Annotated in this window: 13 protein-coding genes and 3 pseudogenes; 9 read left to right on the forward strand and 7 right to left on the reverse strand. The window is 58.9% G+C overall.

What is annotated here, in order from left to right; translation table 11 throughout:
- Positions 1-52 precede the first annotated feature (52 nt).
- On the reverse strand, positions 53-730 hold the full coding sequence (locus tag B0G69_RS27100) for a response regulator transcription factor (RefSeq protein WP_121322682.1): 678 nt from the start codon (positions 728-730) through the stop codon (positions 53-55).
- A 177-nt stretch (positions 731-907) separates the two neighbouring features.
- Between B0G69_RS27100 and B0G69_RS27105 the strand changes: the two genes are divergently transcribed.
- Together B0G69_RS27105 and B0G69_RS27110 are read left to right on the forward strand one after the other, a co-directional pair.
- Positions 908-1,591 (forward strand): response regulator transcription factor, encoded by a 684-nt coding sequence (locus B0G69_RS27105; protein ID WP_121323913.1) that lies wholly within the window; start codon positions 908-910, stop codon positions 1,589-1,591.
- A complete protein-coding gene (locus B0G69_RS27110; protein ID WP_121322684.1) occupies positions 1,578-2,954 on the forward strand; it encodes an ATP-binding protein in 1,377 nt (458 codons plus the stop codon). The genes B0G69_RS27105 and B0G69_RS27110 overlap by 14 nt, the downstream gene beginning before the upstream one ends.
- Here the strand turns inward: B0G69_RS27110 and B0G69_RS27115 are convergent.
- The 3 genes and pseudogenes from B0G69_RS27115 to B0G69_RS27125 all read right to left on the reverse strand — a co-directional run.
- Positions 2,943-3,222, reverse strand: a pseudogene (locus tag B0G69_RS27115) (response regulator); the annotation flags it as partial. The gene B0G69_RS27110 and the pseudogene B0G69_RS27115 overlap by 12 nt on opposite strands.
- Positions 3,212-3,705 (reverse strand): annotated as a pseudogene (locus B0G69_RS27120) (ATP-binding protein); the annotation flags it as partial. The pseudogenes B0G69_RS27115 and B0G69_RS27120, both read right to left, overlap by 11 nt.
- A 221-nt stretch (positions 3,706-3,926) precedes the next feature.
- Positions 3,927-4,676 (reverse strand): IS6 family transposase, encoded by a 750-nt coding sequence (locus B0G69_RS27125; protein ID WP_121322686.1) that lies wholly within the window; start codon positions 4,674-4,676, stop codon positions 3,927-3,929.
- A 29-nt stretch (positions 4,677-4,705) separates the two neighbouring features.
- Between B0G69_RS27125 and B0G69_RS27130 the strand changes: the two are divergent.
- Positions 4,706-5,359, forward strand: a pseudogene (locus B0G69_RS27130) (IS5 family transposase); the annotation flags it as partial.
- Between the two features lie 1,195 nt (positions 5,360-6,554).
- Positions 6,555-8,123, forward strand: coding sequence for a hypothetical protein (locus tag B0G69_RS27135; RefSeq protein WP_121322688.1), 1,569 nt, complete (start codon positions 6,555-6,557; stop codon positions 8,121-8,123).
- Between the two features lie 107 nt (positions 8,124-8,230).
- Here the strand turns inward: B0G69_RS27135 and B0G69_RS27140 are convergent, their stop codons facing one another.
- Positions 8,231-8,965, reverse strand: coding sequence for an IS6 family transposase (locus B0G69_RS27140; RefSeq protein WP_121322690.1), 735 nt, complete (start codon positions 8,963-8,965; stop codon positions 8,231-8,233).
- A 628-nt stretch (positions 8,966-9,593) separates the two neighbouring features.
- On the opposite strand from B0G69_RS27140, the gene B0G69_RS27150 reads away from it, so the two are divergent.
- The 3 genes from B0G69_RS27150 to B0G69_RS41495 all read left to right on the forward strand — a co-directional run bounded on the left by B0G69_RS27150 (position 9,594) and on the right by B0G69_RS41495 (position 12,321).
- Positions 9,594-10,391, forward strand: a complete 798-nt coding sequence (locus B0G69_RS27150) for a transposase (protein ID WP_121323914.1) — start codon at positions 9,594-9,596, stop codon at positions 10,389-10,391.
- A 63-nt stretch (positions 10,392-10,454) separates the two neighbouring features.
- Positions 10,455-11,780, forward strand: coding sequence for a glycosyl hydrolase (locus B0G69_RS27155; RefSeq protein ID WP_241991480.1), 1,326 nt, complete (start codon positions 10,455-10,457; stop codon positions 11,778-11,780).
- A 391-nt stretch (positions 11,781-12,171) separates the two neighbouring features.
- Positions 12,172-12,321, forward strand: a complete 150-nt coding sequence (locus B0G69_RS41495) for a hypothetical protein (protein WP_175166516.1) — start codon at positions 12,172-12,174, stop codon at positions 12,319-12,321.
- Positions 12,322-12,500: 179 nt separating this feature from the next.
- On the opposite strand, the gene B0G69_RS27160 is transcribed toward B0G69_RS41495, so the two are convergent.
- Positions 12,501-13,235 (reverse strand): IS6 family transposase, encoded by a 735-nt coding sequence (locus tag B0G69_RS27160; RefSeq protein ID WP_121322694.1) that lies wholly within the window; start codon positions 13,233-13,235, stop codon positions 12,501-12,503.
- Between the two features lie 435 nt (positions 13,236-13,670).
- On the opposite strand from B0G69_RS27160, the gene B0G69_RS27170 reads away from it, so the two are divergent.
- Together B0G69_RS27170 and B0G69_RS27175 are read left to right on the forward strand one after the other, a co-directional pair.
- The gene (locus B0G69_RS27170) at positions 13,671-14,294 is read left to right on the forward strand and encodes a heme-binding beta-barrel domain-containing protein (protein ID WP_121322696.1); all 624 of its coding nucleotides are present in this window, start codon (positions 13,671-13,673) and stop codon (positions 14,292-14,294) included.
- A 457-nt stretch (positions 14,295-14,751) separates the two neighbouring features.
- The gene (locus B0G69_RS27175) at positions 14,752-16,089 is read left to right on the forward strand and encodes a ferric reductase-like transmembrane domain-containing protein (RefSeq protein WP_121322698.1); all 1,338 of its coding nucleotides are present in this window, start codon (positions 14,752-14,754) and stop codon (positions 16,087-16,089) included.
- Between the two features lie 38 nt (positions 16,090-16,127).
- Here B0G69_RS27175 and B0G69_RS27180 read toward each other — a convergent pair whose 3' ends face one another.
- Positions 16,128-17,456 carry an MFS transporter gene (locus tag B0G69_RS27180; RefSeq protein ID WP_121322700.1) on the reverse strand — a complete coding sequence of 443 codons (1,329 nt, stop codon included), beginning with the start codon at positions 17,454-17,456 and terminating at the stop codon, positions 16,128-16,130.
- Between the last annotated feature and the right edge of the window lie 139 nt (positions 17,457-17,595).

Raw genomic sequence — 17,595 nt, forward strand, 5'->3', positions numbered from 1 at the left:
CAACATGCCGCGTCGGCGCGCCTGAGCCGGGGCTTACAAGGCTTTCTGCGTGTCAGGGCGCCGGGTTCAACACGTATCCCGCGCCGACCACCGTATGAATCAGCGCCCGCGGGAAGTCGCGGTCCACCTTCGCCCGCAGACGATGCATGTGCATATCGATGATGTTGCCGCGCGGCTCGAAATCGTAATTCCACGCGGCCTCGAGCAGCATGCTGCGCGTCACGACCTGCCCCTCGCGGCGCACCAAACATTCGAGCAAAAGGAATTCGCGGTGCTGCAGGCGCAGATCACGACCGCCGCGGTTTGCGGTCCGCGCCCGCGTGTCGAGTACCAGATCCGCGCATTCGAGCCGCTCGCTCATCCTGCTGCGATCGGCGCGCCGCGCGAGCGCCTCGATTCTGGCCAGCGCTTCGACGAACGCATACGGCTTCACGAGATAGTCGTCGCAACCTGCGCGAATCGCCTCCACGCGTTCGTTCAGGCCGCCGACCGCCGACAGCATCAGCACCGGCGTCGTGTCCCCGCCGGCGCGCAACTGCTGGACGAGAGCCAGGCCGTCGAGCGCCGGCAAGCGCCGATCAGTCACAATCACGTCGTAGATGCCCTCACGCGCATAGGCGAGCCCGGTCGCGCCGTCGGCCACCGAGTCGACAATCAGACCGCTCTCGCTCAGGCCACGCGCCAGGAACTGGCTGGCGCGCATATCGTCTTCGATCAGCAGGATTCGCATGCGCTGGGGCTTACGTTAAGGGGCTTACATTAAAATGGCTTACATCAAAATTTTTTCATGTTGGCGCGAAACGCCTGCACGGCTTCACACGGCATACTACCCACGTCGTAGGTACGAGCCTAGTGTAAATCGGCCGGCCAGCGCAGGTTCGACGCTCGCGCATTTCTGGAAAAAGGCATGTTGAACGTATTGGTCGTCGAGGACGACGAGCAGACTCTCGCAGAGATCGTTGAAGCGCTCACCGATCACGGCTGCAAGGTCGAAACCGCGAGCACCGGCCGCGACGGTTTGATGTTCGCGGTCGCCAACAGTTATGACGCTATCGTGCTCGATCGCATGTTGCCGGGCGGCCTCGAAGGGCTCGGCATGCTGTCGGCGTTGCGCAGCGCCGGCGTGCCCACGCCGGTGCTGATCCTGAGCGCGCTGTCCGCGGTCGACGAACGTGTGCGCGGTTTGCGCGCCGGCGGCGACGACTATCTGACCAAGCCGTTCGAGTTCATCGAACTGACCGCGCGGCTCGATGCGTTGATGCGCCGTCGGGAGGCGGCGCCCGCTGTGCAGGAGTACCAGGTCGGCCCGTTGCGTCTGGACCCGCTCAAACGCGAAGTGACCTGCGCCGGCCGCCCGGTACTGCTGCTGCCGCGCGAGTACCGGCTGCTCGAATATCTGATGCAGCACCAGGGCCAGGTAGTGAGCCGCACCATGCTGTTCGAAGCGGTATGGGACTACCGGCTCGACGAGCGGACCAACGTGATCGACGTGCACATCAGCCGTCTCAGGAAGAAGCTCGACCCGGACGGCACGGCTCCGATGATCGATACCGTGCGCGGTTCCGGGTACATGCTACATGCGCCTGACTGAACTGCACCGCACCACCGGCTTTCGCCTCGCCACGCTGTTTCTGGTGCTGTTCGGCGTGATCGCGCTGCTGCTGTTCGGTTACCTGTACCGCGAGATCACCGGCTTCGAACAGGAACGCATCGACGACTGGCTGCTTCGCGAGCACGCAGAGTTGAAACGCGAAGCGCCGGATGAACTGGTCGCGCGGTTCGAACATCAGAACCAGTTCGATCCGCGCCGCCAGCGCCCGTTCGGCCTGTTCGAAGCCAGCGGCAAACACCTTGCCGGCGGCTATGCGGGCGATCTGCCGGCCATCCCCGTCTTTGGCAAGCCGTTTTCGATGCCACTCGCAAATCTGCCGGGCCACCCGCCTGGCCGATGCATCGCCGCGCACGCGCCCGATAACCGCATCGCTTTACAATGCCAGAACACCCTCGAACTCGACCACTTCGACGACGAACTGCTGCATGCGCTGCTCTCCACTGCGATGATCACGCTCGTTATCGGCCTGATCGGGGCGACCCTGATTGGCGTTTCGGCGATGCGGCGGCTCGATGCGGTGACCGCGTCGATCGAGGAAATCGTCGCTGGCAATCTCAGCAGGCGTTTGCCGGTGCATGCGAAACGCGACGACATAGACCGGCTGGTGGTCGTCGTGAACGGCATGCTCGACGAAATCGAACGCCTGATGAACGAGGTCAAAGGCGTGTGCGATGCGATTGCGCACGATCTGCGCACGCCGCTCACGCGGGTGCTCGGCGGACTCGAACGTGCGCAACGGCGCGCCAGAACCGAGGCGGAGTATCGCGCGGCCATTGATGAAACCATCGTGGAAACCAGCGGCTTGCTACGTACTTTCAACGCCCTGCTGCGCATTTCGGAAATCGAAAGCGGCGTGCGCCGCGCCGGCTTCACCAGCGTCGATCTGGCCGCGGTGGCCGACGACGTGTTCGAATTCTACGAGCCGACCGCCGAAGACAAGCAGATTGGCTTCCGACTGCAGCGCACGGTGTCCGGGCCGCTGGAAATCCGGGGCGATCCGAACCTGCTATTCGAGGCGCTGGCGAATCTGGTGGAGAATGCCGTCAAGTTCGCACCGCATGGCGGAGCCGTGCACATGACGCTGTGGCACGACGGACGAGGGGCCGGCGTGACCGTACGCGACAATGGACCAGGCATCGCACCGACCGAGCGCGATGCCGTCCTACGCCGCTTCTATCGCGGCGAAGCGAGCCGTCGTACGCCCGGCAGCGGCCTGGGGCTCAGCCTTGTCGCCGCCGTGGCCGGCATGCACGGCATGACGCTGGAGTTCCACGACGCGGACGTCGGTTGCGAGATCAGTCTGTTCAAACCCGCGCAAAGTCAACTGGCAGATAGCCGATGATCGATCGGTAACCGCCTCCGCTGATCAGAACGACGGGAATCTGCGAGTCGATCGCCATCACTTTTTCGAGCAGCTGCAAGCCGTCGATACCCGGCATCCTCACGTCCGATACGATCACGAGCGGCACGCCGGGCGCGCCTTCGGCAAGCGCGTCCGCCGCAGCGGCATACGCGGATACGCGCAACCCCGCGAGCGCAACGGCCTGCTGCACACCGAAGCGCACGTTCTCAGCGTCCTCGACGACGAGAACCCGAATTTCACCTCCCATCGACTACTCCCTTCGCTGACGCAAAGTCAATGTTGAATCGCGCGCCGCCTTCGTCGCGGTTGGTTGCGGATATCTTCGCGCCGAAAGCTTCGACAATGCGCGAGGTGATCGCAAGACCGAGCCCCTGGCCATGGCCTCGCGGTTTCGTCGTGATGAACGGATCGAACAGGTGGTGGAGTACCTCGTGCGCGATGCCGGTGCCGCTGTCGGCGATCGAGAAAAGCACGCGGCCGTTCGCTTCGGAGTCGACTGCCTCCAGCGTAATGGTCCGATTCTCTTCGTTGCGAACGGCATCGAGCGCATTGCCGAGCAGGTTGACGATGACCTGCTGCAACTGACTCGCCTCTGCGCATACGAACGTGCCGGGCGGAATCTTCATGTCGAGCTGCACGGCTCGTTGCGGATCCGCGCGTCGTAAATGAACCGCGCGTGTGCCACGGCTTCGTTGAGCGACACCGCAACTCGCTCGACAACCGGCTTGCGCGTGCAGCAGAGCCGCAACCGCCCATACCCACAGCGGTATACCTCTTTTTCTCACTTGTTGTTCAAGCTCGTGAATACCCAATACCCGACGATGCCGCGCGCGGCACCGGATCGCGACGCATCATCATCCACCATGCGCAAGCACGACCAACGTCAGCGTGGGTATTGTCAACTTGTTGAAGGGCGCGCAGGCGAAATCACTTCACATAAGGACCACTAAGTTATGCGGCAATGCGATCCAGCATCGGATTGCCCGTTACGGTTTCCCACGCCTTGAACGCATGCTTGCGGGCCTGCCGTTTCTGTTGCGCGTTCGCGCTGTAGCGGCAGTGCATGAACAGGTTGCTTACCTGAGCATGGACCGACGTGAATCGTTGTAGATGGCGCGCCGACTTGAAGCGGCGCATCACCTTCTCGCGCACGCGTGTGGGCTGGTGGGAATTCTCCGCCCGGTTGTTCAGTCCTTTGTGTTGCCGATGCTCGACGTTCAGGCCCAGTTCGTTGTTCGCCGCCGCGTAGCTGCGCAGCTTGTCCGTGACGATCACGCGTGGGCAGCCGTGGCGCCTGAGCAGCTTGCGCATCAGCCGTTTGGCCGCCGCCTTGTCGCGGCGGCTCTGCACCAGCACATCGAGCACTGCGCCGTGCTGATCGACAGCCCGCCACAGCCAATGCTTCCTGCCGTGGATCGTCACGACCACCTCATCCAGGTGCCACTTGTCGCCGCGACCCGGGGCTGTCGAACGGATACGCTTCGCGACCGCCAGACCGAACTTCGTCGCCCAGCACCGCACCGTTTCGTACGTAAGCTCGATTCCCCGTGCCGCCAGCATCTCCTCAACCATGCGCAGGCTGAGCGGGAACCGGTAGTACAGCCACACCGCGTACCTGATGATGTCCGGCGGAAATCGATAGCCCTTGAACGAAATCGGCGCCTCGGCCGACAGCAAAACGGAAACGGAAGCTTTCTTCATGCCCCATTATATTCGTCGACCCCGGCGCCACCTTGACAATACCCCGGCGCCTGCTGGAGACGCACAAACTGGGCGAACAGTTATTCGCCGAGGTCGGCCGGATGCTGCAGGCCAGCGGCCTGAAGCTCAAGAGCGGCACTATTGTGGACGCCACGATCATCGGCGCGCCGAGTTCGACAAAGAATGAACAGAAGGCGCGCGACCCCGAGATGCACCAGACCCGCAAGGGCAAGCAATGGTACTTCGGTGCAAAGCTGCACATCGGTGTGGACAGCCAGAGCGGCCTGGCGCACAGCGCAGTGCTCACGCCGGCCAATGTGCACGACAAGCATCCACTACCGCGATTGCTGCACGGCCAGGAGCGGCGCGTCTACGGCGACAGCGCCTATGCGAGCCAGAAGGAACTGATCCACAACAAGGCGCCCAGGGCGCGCGACTTTACCAATCAGCGCACGCGCCGTGCGGGGGGCGAAGTCGACGAGGTGCAGCGCGGCAAGAATCGCAACAAGTCGAAGATTCGCGCCCGGGTGGAGCATGTCTTCGCCGTCGTGAAGCGACTGTGGGGATTTACCAAGGTGCGCTATCGCGGGCTGGCAAAGAACGCCAACCGGGCGTTCGTCGCACTCGCGCTGGCGAACGTCTACCTGTCGCGCAGGAAACTGATGGCACCGGTACGCCCATAGTGGGCGAAAGGCGGGCAAAGTGCCCGCCCAACAAGCCCGCGAGGGCCGAAAAGCAACGGCTTAAGCCCGGTCTCATAACCTGGCGAAGTTCAAATCGCTGACACGTCGCCGATTTAATGGCTTGTTCAACTTAGCCTTAAGCGCTTTCGCCTGCGCGCCCTTCAACAAGTCGACAATACTACGAAGAGTGCGACTACCCCCATAAGGATTCCCTTACCGGAAATTCAGCACGGATCCCGCTTATTTTCTTCATCTCCTGACAGCAACACGAAAACTGGTCGCATACGATGAATGCACGTCGTTCGTCCTTTATCTGAGCGTTGCCATGGTTCCCCATCTGTCTGAGAGAGAAAATTCGATCGAGCATATCAACGCAACGTGCTTACACCTCTTCAATTTGTGGTGCAAAACGAGAAGCGTCGTGCCGCTGACGTGTACGTTTCTTCGGTGAAACGTTTGCGGCGGTCTCCGCAAGCGGCGTTGAAACATGGCTTGGTTCATGGAGTAGCAAGCCTGACCGGGCAGATTCATAGACCTTGGCGTCGCATGATGCTGGATTTGCAGTGCACGTATCAACGCCGTGCAGGATGGGCCGAAACACGCTGCTGAGGAGTCCTAGTCGATTCGTCCCCGCGTCTGCGGCTTTAATTATTAACAGCGCCATAGAACTGACATTTGGGCTTTTATTGTGGGATTTCTCGACAGCACTATTCTCGGTGAAAAAAAGACATCCACCTGTGGATCGTCTAAGGCCTCTGGGTGGAAGCCATCTTATTGGCGGATGCGGAGTGGGGCTGGAAGACAGCAGCAGCAACGAATCCTTGCAGAAGTTACCGAATCAAACGGGTTGCTCGGGCATGCGGTGAAACGTTTACTGTGCCTGCGACGCGCGAAGTTCAGCGGTCCTCCGATCATCTTCTTTTTGTGGGTGATAAACAAAATAATGGCGCACAAACGAGTGCTCCATTAGTCCGGGGATGTATGCCTGTCAAAAAGAATTTGCTTTACCACACGATTATTTCATGTGATTTACAGCACTGCGGTATGTAGACGAAGCAAAAATAATTGCTCGTTTATCAGCACTACTAATTAGCCCGCGGCCGGATTGGCGCGCGTATCTACTTACTCGAAGCGCCATAAATAGATTTTTGGGGTTTCTTTATCGAGAATTTTCTCGACAGTGGAATTATTTGCCATGCTAAAAAAACGACGTCAATTCATCAGCGGCCTTGCGGCTATTGGAGGAAGCTACCTGTTGAGCGCGTGCGGCGGCGGTGGCGGGGACGATAGCGGCAACAGCACTGGATCGGCCGTTGCCGACGCCAAAGCACATGCCGCCGCTTCCGCAAGCGGTACCACCATCCCTTCGGCAAGCTCGATCACCGACAGCGCCGGCGCTGTCTGGACGCTATCGGGTGGCGCGGTATACAGAAACGGCGCGAAAGCCGGGAATACCTCCAACGTAACACTCATCATTTATTACGGCACCACCGTTTATTGCAAGGGCAGCGGCGGCCAGTTCTATTCGTGGAACGGTTCGGGGTGGATAGCGTGCCTCGACCCGCGTATGGGAGGCACATCGGCGGAAGGTACCACGCTGCCCGCTTCGCCCTACATTATCGACAGGCTGAACACGGTCTGGACGCTCGTGAATGGCGTGGTTTACCGCAACGGCGCGACTGTGGGCAACACGTATAACGTGTCCTTAGTCCTCTGGTACGGCGGCAAAGTCTGGCTTCGCGGCACGGGCGGCCAGTTCTATGTGAACGTGGACGTGCGCAGCGTGGCAGCGCAATGGCTGCCCGCATCCGACCCGCGCATCGCAGCGGCGCCTGCTGCTGGCATGTTCTACGGTGTCAACGGACACTATGATTACACCTACACACCAACTCAGCTCGTATCGCTCCTCAAGGGCATGGGCTGCACGTCGTATCGCGTGGGGTGCACGAGAGATCAGAATCAGATCAACGCTGTGGTCAAGATCGCGCAGGCTTTCCAGAGTGCTGGCCTCAAGCTGCTCGTTCTGATTAATCAGGGCGTTACAAATGCCAGCGGCCAGCTCTACCCGAACGAAGTCGCAGCCTATCAAGACAACATGGCGGGTGCGAAGAAGATTGCCGCAGCATTGGCGCCGTATGGCGTGACGATGTACGAATGCGGCAACGAACTAACGCGCCAGAACGCCACTGTCATCGATTTCTCGTACGCAGGTGCGTTGGCCGTGGACTTCAACAACACCAACTGGCCGATCATGCGCGGTGCGATGCGCGGCATGATGGACGGCGTCAAGTCGGTTCAGCCATCGGCCAAATGCGGTATCAATTTCTGCGTGGCGGACATTGGGGCGGCGGACGCGCTGTGGGAAGGCATGCAACCCGACGGCACCAGCGGCCATCAGCCGTTGCGCTGGGACATTACCACGTGGCACAACTACGCCGCCTACGGCGACATCTTCGCCATTGGTAGCGACGGTAAGGGTCCGACGTTCGACCTGCCAACGTATTGCAAGGCCCGCTATGGCGTGCCGTTCATGATCACTGAATGGAACACGGGTCCTTCGGAGACCGAGACCTCCCGCGCGAGCTACATCACGTCGCAACTGAGCGAGTTCTATGCGGCGCGCAAATCGCATAACATCCAGTCGGTGATGTATTACGTGCTCGACAGTGGCGACAACACCTACGGCATCGTGAACAACGGCTCGCCAATCAGCCAGCCTTACAGTGCGTTCACTGCTTTCGCGTCCGCCCACCCGGACAATTGAACGCAAGGCAATTGGCGCTTCAATGCTGCTAGCAGGGGTCCACTCGTTTTCATGGCTTTGTCAACTTGCCGGTAGCGAGACGAAATGGTGGCAGAGGTCATCATTGCTCAGCAAGCATTCGACGGATTCTGGGTGAGGTCGATGAATTCGTGCCACGCAGCGAATCGGGCCGCGAGGTGTTTGCGATAGAGCGAAGCACGCAGCAGATGCCGCTTGAGCGCGAAATGCTGCCGTATCGGACCGAAAGACGAGAGGAATGCCTGCGTGCGCTTGCAGTCGCGAAATCCCCGCATGCGACGCTCGCGTTCGCGGGTAGGTTGGTGGGTGTTCTCCACTCGATTGTTCACGCGCGCCGCGGCTTTAACGAACACGTGTTTGACGTTCGTCAATTCGGGAATGTCGGTCTTTGCGGCCGGGTAGCTGCGCAACTGGTCGGTCACGATCTTGCGCGGCACAGGGCATGAGCGAAGTATGCGGTTGAAGAAACGTTTGGCTGCAGCCTTGTCACGCCGCTTCTGCAACAGGATCTCGAGTTCGGCACCATGCTCATCGACGGCCCGCCACAGCAGGTATGGCTCACCGCGCAGCGTCACGAACATCTCATCGAGATGCCAGGTGCTGCCCGGTTTGCGGCGCGCAACCTTGACGCGATGCGCGAAGCCCACGCCGAACTTGTCGCACCATCGGCGGATCGTCTCGTAGCTCACCACCACGCCGCGTTCGAACAGCAATTCCTCGATATCGCGCAGGCTCAGTTGGAAGCGGAAATACCAACGCACCGCGCAGCTGATGACTGCGGCGGGAAAGCGGTGACCGTGATAGAGCAAGTTCGTCTTTTTCATCGCGACATCTTACGCGACCGCCACGGTAACGTGACAACGCCCTTGATCGCACTGCCGCATAAATTATGACCCTTATGTTAAGCGCTTTCGCCTGCGCGCCCTTCAACAAGTCGACAATACTACGAAGAGTGCGACTACCCCCATAAGGATTCCCTTACCGGAAATTCAGCACGGCTCCCGCTTATTTTCTTCATCTCCTGACAGCAACACGAAAACTGGTCGCATACGATGAATGCACGTCGTTCGTCCTTTATCTGAGCGTTGCCATGGTTCCCCATCTGTCTGAGAGAGAAAATTCGATCGAGCATATCAACGCAATGTGCTTACACCTCTTCAATTTGTGGTGCAAAACGAGAAGCGTCGTGCCGCTGACGTATCTATTAAGAGCTTGGCCGCTGATGAACAGCGATCCCGAGACTCTCGGGCGTCTTGGAACCGCACTACGCGACCTCAGACGGCAACATGTGCACAATTCCAACGATGCCTCGTTTCAGGAAGTCTGCGAGCTATCGGATTGTGTCGAGGAACTGCTTGCTCCGTCGTCCCCGTCAACGTGGGTGATGAGCGGCTGGTAGCGCGAGCGGAGATACCCGGGCCCGCGCAATGCAATGGGTATGTGGAGGACAGCGTGCATTTCAACGAAATCAGTGACGAAGAGTGGCTGCTGATCGCGCCCGTCCTGGCGGACACCCCCATTCCTCAACGGCAGCGTGGCCGGCCGCGCGCGCAGGTTCGCGTCGTGGCCAATGCCGTGCTGTGGGTACTGACGACCGGCGAATCCTGGTCTATGCTCCCGAACCACTATCCGTCGGCGCCGACGTGCCGGCACCGCTTCGAGACGTGGCGTTCCAGCGGCGCCCTTGCGGAGATGTGCCGGCTTCTTTCGAACACCGGACGCAACTTTCGTTGTGGCCCGCAACTGTTGCTGGAACACCGCCATGTCCCCTCGCGCACCAGTGACCGTCAGACTCGGTCTGAAGATTTACGCCAGGTGATCTGGAGAGACCAGGCATCCTGGCAGACACCGCGTGACGCATGGCAGTCCAGGAAAATCGCGCTGCAACCCCGAAATTCTGCGCATGCCATACCTGAGTGCGTCGAATTCCGCACCCGGGTGACACCCCATCAAATTCATCGGACTGCCTCGCCGTTGATGGGCCTCGCGTCGAAAGGCCAAACCGGATCCGACCCGCACGGCTATGTCATCTACGTTGCCGCCGATCGGCTGGCAAACGCCCAGTTCCGCGGATGGGCCGAGATCGTACGGGACGAACGGCGAGTCGCCCGTTCGGGGCTAATCGGTCCGAGCTTCCAACGCTGCGAGACAGCACAGCAATATGCGCTCGAATGGGCGCGGCGATGGATTGATGAGGAAAGCGGTGAAAACAGCGACGACGCCGACGAAGTGAAAAGCGGCGTCCGGTAACAAAAAGTCCGGTCCGGGTGACCAACTCGTCGACGGTGCGTTACACATTCAATTGTGGCTCTCATGAAACTTCAAATCTTACGTAATCATTCAACCTATTTAGTACTACCAATTTTTGCTGCCTGCGGCGGCGGAAGTGATGCAGCGAGTGTTGCCAACGCTGCCTCCGACCCGGTGGCGGTGGTCAATGTCGCCATGAACCCGGCGTCGGTCAGTGGCGCCGCGATTCCGCCTTCCGCCTCGCTCAACGATTCATCGGGTGCAGTCTGGTCGGTGAAGAAGGGCGTGGTCTATCGGGCGGGCCAGACAGTTGGGTCGACGGCAAACGTCAAGCTGCTGCTCTGGTATGCCGGAAAAATGTATGCGCAAAACACCGGCAACAACTGGTGGGTCTGGCAGAACAACAATTGGGTGCAGTCTGCCGATCCGCGCCCCGCTGCCAGCACGGCTGCGATCCCGTTCTTCGGCATCAATGAGCATTACAACTACGGCGGCATCTACACGTCGATCCCGCTCGCGACTCAAGCTGCAACACTGTCCGACCTGGGTCTGACGGCGAACCGGCAGGACATTCACAGCTACGATCAGATTGATGCCGTGGCCAATACAGTCATTCCAGGCATGGGCTCGAAGATCACGATCATGCCGATGATCGATGCCTATCCATGGGATGATCCGTCGCTCAACGGCAAGACGCCGACAGAGGCGAGCGCTTACGCATATGCCTACTCGATGGCGGCTTATGCTGCGACCAAGCTCAAAGGCGTACCGGTGGTGGAATTCGGCAACGAGTACGACAACGATGGCGATACACCGGTGGCCAATGACGGCGCCAATGTCTCCGACTACGACAACAACACGTGGCCAATCTGGCGCGGCGCGCTGCGTGGCTCGTACGACGGCTGGCGTTCGGTTGACACTGCAGGCTCGACAAAAATTATCGCCACCGCGTCTGTGGGCTTCCTCCATCTGGGCTGGTACAAAGGCATGCTGACCGGCGTCCAGCCGGACGGCACGACCGGACACCCGGTGGTGAAGACCGACATCATTCAGTTGCATTGGTACTCTGACGGTGGTGATCCTGAGAACACGTGGGGCGTGACGGGCACGAACTACAACGTTCTGAAGTCCTTGCACGATGCATACAATCTCCCGATCATGTTCACGGAGATCGGCGTCAACACCGACTTCACTACCGCTCAGGCGCAGACGTACATCAACAAGACGATCCCTGAACTCGTCGCGGCAAAAGCCACGTACAACGTGATCGGCTTTAACTGGTACGAACTGTACGATGATCCGACCGGCGATTACGGCATTCTGACCAGCAACGCTTCGCAGAAGCCGATTTACGCCACGATCAAACAGGCGGTCGCAGCGTCGCAATAAGTACGTCCAGGAGCCGGTTTTGGATCGGGGATGCCGGCCGGCTCCGATGACAGTCCAGTGCGTTTTAATTTGGACGTTTCGCGTAACTGGACTTATTCCGTAGCAGCGCGTAAGACGAGTACACGTTCGTCCCCTGGCTGGATAAGCACTGTATCGCCGGACTTTTGACCTTAGCTTGGTCGCATCTGTATGCAGTGAGGTCACGATGAGCAGGAACGCAAGAGATCTGATCCAGCTGCGTCGAGACGATCCGATGTCGGCGGTAGCGACCAGCGTCTTCTACGCGGTACATAAGAAGAACGCTGACCAAATCGTTCGACCGCCTATCGTCTGGCCGACCAGCCGAAGGGCGCCACAGCCCCGTTGAACGTGGATGCCACAGGAGATTGCCATGTTTATCTATTCGATCCGTTATCGCGATGTCTGCGGCCGGTGGTCGGTTGCCTTCGCACAGGCCGCTTCACAGTCCGACGCTGAAGCGATTGCAACCTGCCGTTATGGCGCGTTCCATTCCGTCAGCCCTGCCCGATTGGTTCCTTGAACAACGTAGCCTGGCTTGCTATGATTCCCGCGCTGGCCACATAGCGGCCTGCCTTGCGGCAGGACGCCCGTCGCAAACACCGTGTGCGCGAAGGACCCTGTAGCAAGCGATATTCCAGCGATGAGGGCTTTGTCAACTTGCCGGTAGCGAGACGAAATGGTGGCAGAGGTCATCATTGCTCAGCAAGCATTCGACGGATTCTGGGTGAGGTCGGTGAATTCGTGCCACGCAGCGAATCGAGCCGCGAGGTGTTTGCGATAGAGCGAAGCACGCAGCAGATGCCGCTTGAGCGCGAAATGCTGCCGTATCGGACCGAGACACGAGAGGAATGCCTGCGTGCGTTTGCAGTCGCGAAATCCCCGCATGCGACGCTCGCGTTCGCGGGTAGGTTGGTGGCTGTTCTCCACTCGATTGTTCACGCGCGCCGCGGCTTTAACGAACACGTGTTTGACGTTCGCCAATTCGGGAATGTCGGTCTTTGCGGCCGGGTAGCTGCGCAACTGGTCGGTCACGATCTTGCGCGGCACAGGGCATGAGCGAAGTATGCGGTTGAAGAAACGTTTGGCTGCAGCCTTGTCACGCCGCTTCTGCAACAGGATCTCGAGTTCGGCACCATGCTCATCGACGGCCCGCCACAGCAGGTATGGCTCACCGCGCAGCGTCACGAACATCTCATCGAGATGCCAGGTGCTGCCCGGTTTGCGGCGCGCAACCTTGACGCGATGCGCGAAGCCCACGCCGAACTTGTCGCACCATCGGCGGATCGTCTCGTAGCTCACCACCACGCCGCGTTCGAACAGCAATTCCTCGATATCGCGCAGGCTCAGTTGGAAGCGGAAATACCAACGCACCGCGCAACTGATGACTGCGGCGGGAAAGCGGTGACCGTGATAGAGCGAGTTCGTCTTTTTCATCGCGACATCTTACGCGACCGCCACGGTAACGTGACAACGCCGCTTGTACGTCTGTAGCCGCAATCGCTAACCAAAAAACCCTCTGCCAGATGCCCTCCCGCGCATAGGCGAGACCGGTCGCGCCGTCGGCCACCGAGTCAACAATCAGACCGCTCTCGCTCAGGCCACGCGCCAGGAACTGGCTGGCGCGCATATCGTCTTCGATCAGCAGGATTCGCATGCGCTGGGGGCTTACATTGAGGGGCTTACATAACAATTTTTTCACGTTGACGCGAAACGCCTGTAAAGCTTCGCACGGCATACTACGGACATCGTGGGATGAGCGTAGTGTAAAACGGCCGGCTAGCGCACGTTCGACGCTCTCCTATTTTTGGGCTTCTCTTGTCAAATAGCCGTCAGACAAGAAAACTTTTTTTGAATAACGGAACGCAAATCGTGAATAAATACGTCGTTTGTTTTGCAATCGCCCTGTCAACGATGTCCACCGCATACGCGCAGGGAACCGTCCTTAAAGGAATGGACTTCGGTCCATTAGCCAAACTGGCCGGAACCTGGAGAACCGTTGCTGCCGGCGGCGTCGATGTGGCGCCCGGTCAAGTGGGTTCCAAAGTAGGCACAGGCAATCCCGCAGTGGAACCCTATTACGAACAGTTGACCTTTGAACCCGCAGCGGATGCAACGAATGCCAGCGATCAATACCTGGTGGCAATGGCTTACACGCTGCAGGTGTTCCGAAAAAGGGACAACAAACAGTTCCATGACCAACGCGGCTATCTGATTTACGACAAGAAGAACCAGACTGTCTATGACTCATTTTGTATTCCCCGGGCGGTCTGCGTTGTGGCGGAAGGAAAAGCCGGCGATAAGATGACTCTAACGTCAAAATCTCACGGGGTAGCTGAATCTCAGTACATGCTGAAGAACGACGCGACAAGTGTTTTCTCGATCACGTTCGACATGACGGGAGATACATTGAAATACGCGCAAAAAACGCAATTACATGTGTACGGCAAGTCGTTCGCCCATGTTGACTCTAGCACCCTCAGCAAGGCAAGCTAGTTCATCTCGCAAGTCCGCGTCTCGCCGCGACGCTGCCCAGGCAACGCGCGGTGAGCGATTGCACTGACAACTGCATAAAAATAACTTCATGTTCCGGCAGCCGAGTTTTTACGCTGTACGGGTTACATTGGCTCGTCCGCAAACTTTCTTCAACTCACGAAGAATGGTGACCGGGCGCAGGCACGAAACGGCGACGGGTCGGAAGCTTCTTTCCGGATCTGCCGACTCTCAACATCGCAGACATCCAATCGCCCGCCCCCCCCGGCTATTGATCAATTGCGTCAGTCTGATCCGGTCACCGTCCAGCAGTAAGCTCGGCACCCCGAAACACCGTCGACATAGCCGGACGAAGGCTCTCGGCTGCTGTCAACTAACGACAGGCCGTTTCAACCGTGTTCTCAGCTCCAGCGCGGCTCGACGACTGCGCACCGGAGTCACACTGCGGCGCATCCACATCATGAAAAACATCAGATTAACCTATCTGCTTTTGCTGACAGGGCTGGCCCTGCTCTGGCTAATTGCTGAAACTTCATTGCCCGGGTCGCATGGATTCCGCGCCTTGCAACTGTCAATGATCAACTTGACCGGCATTCTCGCGATCGGCTGCATGAGCTCGGGCATCGTTATAGCAGTCCGGCCGACCAGCATGGAGCGCTTTCTCGGCGGGCTGGACAAGATGTACCGACTGCACAAATGGCTCGGTATCAGCGCACTGGTGCTTTCCACACTTCACTGGCTGTGTGCAAAGTCTCCAAGCTGGCTAATCGGCCTGGGGTGGATGCAAAGGCCGTTGCGCGAGCGCAGCTTGTCACCATCGGTCGCGCCGTCAGCCTTTGTCCAGATTCTAGACGCGCAGCATGGGCTCGCCAAAGGGATTGGCGAATGGACATTCTATGCAACGGTTGCAATCATCGTCGTTGCATTGCTGAAAGCCTTTCCCTACCGACATTTCTTCAAGACACATCGGCTGCTGGCAGTTGCGTACCCGCTATTGGCGTTCCATGCGGTGGTACTCATGAAGCACGGCTACTGGACCACAGCGATTGGACCAGTCATAACACTGCTGATTTTTCTGGCCATGATGGCCACGTCCGTCTCGCTGCTGCGCCGTATCGGACGAACGCGACAAGCAGCCGGGCATATCGAGGACCTTGTGCATTACCGGGAGATGCGGGTACTCAGCATCGTCATCAAACTCAAGGACCGCTGGTTGGGTCATGCCGCCGGACAATTTGCCTTCGTCACGTTCGACGCGCACGAGGGTGCGCATCCGTTCACAATCTCCTCGGCCTGGCACGACGACGGCAAAGTGCGCTTTCATATCAAGCGCATTGGCGATTACACCATGCAATTGCCGGCCGTTCTGAAGACTGGCGACCGCGTCAGCGTTGAAGGGCCCTATGGCCGCTTCGACTTTCGCAGCGACAAACCAAGACAGATCTGGATCGCCGGCGGAATTGGGATAACCCCATTTCTCGCGCGAATGCAAGCGCGAGAGCGTCATTCCGATAAACGCGCAGTGGACCTGTTCTATAGCACTAACGCAATGGACGACGAGTTTGTCCGCGAGGTGAGTCAACTGGCAATGGCCGCCAACGTGCGCCTTCACGTGCTGATTAGCGGCAAGGACGACCGCCTGACCGGGCAGCGCGTCTGTGAGATCGTGCCCGACTGGATGTCCTCCGATGTCTGGTTCTGCGGGCCAGCGAGTTTTGGCCAGAACTTGCGGCACGGTCTGGTTGCACGTGGATTAGCGCACGAAGACTTCCATCAGGAGCTATTCGACATGCGCTGATTCGGATTGGCGGTCGGAAGGATAAGCGCCCGTGCTGACTAAGGTCGCGGAACAGACCGAGATTCGCGTGCTGAAGACGGATTCACAGACGCCGGCTTATGCCGACATAAAGCCAAGGTACCGAAGAATGCGCATGCCGCAGCAAAGCTCAACCACCAGGCAGGTGTCGCATTGTCGTGCGTTGCGTGGATCAATGCTGTGGAGATTGCCGGCGTGAAGCCGCCGAATAGCGCAGTCGCAGCACTATAAGCAAGCGAAAACCCCGCAACGCGCACCTCCGGTGGCATCACTTCCTCAAGGGACACGACCATTGCACCGTTGTACATACTGTAGAGGAACGAAAGCCAAAGCAGCACTGCTAGCATTCTGCCGAATGTCGGCGCGTCGGCCAGAAACGAAAGTGCGGGGTACGCGGTGGCGAGCGCAAGCACAGTTGTCGACAGCAGCAGCGGTCGGCGCCCTACCCGGTCCGACAAGGCACCGCTAATCGGCAGCCAGATAAAGTTCGACAGGCCGACATAGACGGTCACGAGCAGGCTGTCCGCCGTGCCCAAGCGCAAGGCAGTCCTGCCGAATGTCGGTGCATAGACAGTAATGAGGTAGAAGCTGGTGGTGGTCATGGCTACCTGCATGGCTCCAGCTACCACGACCTTCCAGTTGGCGGCCAAGGTGCGGATCACATCGTGCATCGCTGGTCGAGTCTCGCGCCTCTTGAATTCCTCTGTTTCCTCGAGCTTGTATCGGAGCATGAACACGAACGGCACAACCAGGCAACCGACGAAGAATGGGATACGCCATCCCCATGCTGCGACTGCCGCCGCATCCATCAGTCGGTTTAGGGCAAACCCGAGACTCGCTGCAACAACGATCGACAATTGCTGGCTGGCTGACTGCCAACTGGTATAGAAACCTTTCTTTCCTGGCGACGCCAATTCCGCAAGATAAACAGAAACCCCGCCGAGCTCGGCGCCCGCCGCAAAGCCTTGGAGCAAGCGGCCAATCAGCACGAGAGCCGGTGCCAGGAGCCCGATTGTCGAGTACCGAGGCACGAACGTTATCAGTACGGTACCGCTGGCCATGAGGCCAAGCGTCATGATAAGGCCCTTGCGCCGACCGACGTCGTCGATGTAGGCGCCGAGAAATACCGCGCCAAGCGGGCGCATCAGAAACCCGGCACCGAATACCGCAAAGGTGGAGATTAACGAAGCAAACTCGCTATGCAGAGGAAAGAAGGCGGCGGCGATCTGCGTAGCGTAAAAGCCGAAGAGAAAAAAATCGAACTGCTCAAGAAAATTACCGGCTGTCACGCGAAAGATGGCGATAATCGGCGACTGTCGGCGGTGGGAGTCAGTTGAGCTGGACTGCATGGATTGTCTCCAAGGAATTACGATCTCCCGTTTTGTTGGCGTTTTGCAGGTGTTGGCTATCGTCGTTTGGGCACGACCAAAGACGTAGTGAATAGGCGCGAATGCGATATCACGACGTTCATACTGATTTGCCGGGCAA

The sequence above is a fragment of the Paraburkholderia sp. RAU2J genome (genome assembly GCF_003634845.1).
GTDB lineage: Bacteria > Pseudomonadota > Gammaproteobacteria > Burkholderiales > Burkholderiaceae > Paraburkholderia > Paraburkholderia fynbosensis.

Bases quoted from the DNA above. Each gene is read 5' to 3' on its own strand.
- B0G69_RS27100 (WP_121322682.1), bottom strand. From the start codon at position 730: ATGCGAATCCTGCTGATCGAAGACGATATGCGCGCCAGCCAGTTCCTG.
- B0G69_RS27105 (WP_121323913.1), top strand. From the start codon at position 908: ATGTTGAACGTATTGGTCGTCGAGGACGACGAGCAGACTCTCGCAGAG.
- B0G69_RS27110 (WP_121322684.1), top strand. From the start codon at position 1,578: ATGCGCCTGACTGAACTGCACCGCACCACCGGCTTTCGCCTCGCCACG.
- B0G69_RS27125 (WP_121322686.1), bottom strand. From the start codon at position 4,676: ATGAAGAAAGCTTCCGTTTCCGTTTTGCTGTCGGCCGAGGCGCCGATT.
- B0G69_RS27135 (WP_121322688.1), top strand. From the start codon at position 6,555: ATGCTAAAAAAACGACGTCAATTCATCAGCGGCCTTGCGGCTATTGGA.
- B0G69_RS27140 (WP_121322690.1), bottom strand. From the start codon at position 8,965: ATGAAAAAGACGAACTTGCTCTATCACGGTCACCGCTTTCCCGCCGCA.
- B0G69_RS27155 (WP_241991480.1), top strand. From the start codon at position 10,455: ATGAAACTTCAAATCTTACGTAATCATTCAACCTATTTAGTACTACCA.
- B0G69_RS41495 (WP_175166516.1), top strand. From the start codon at position 12,172: ATGTTTATCTATTCGATCCGTTATCGCGATGTCTGCGGCCGGTGGTCG.
- B0G69_RS27160 (WP_121322694.1), bottom strand. From the start codon at position 13,235: ATGAAAAAGACGAACTCGCTCTATCACGGTCACCGCTTTCCCGCCGCA.
- B0G69_RS27175 (WP_121322698.1), top strand. From the start codon at position 14,752: ATGAAAAACATCAGATTAACCTATCTGCTTTTGCTGACAGGGCTGGCC.
- B0G69_RS27180 (WP_121322700.1), bottom strand. From the start codon at position 17,456: ATGCAGTCCAGCTCAACTGACTCCCACCGCCGACAGTCGCCGATTATC.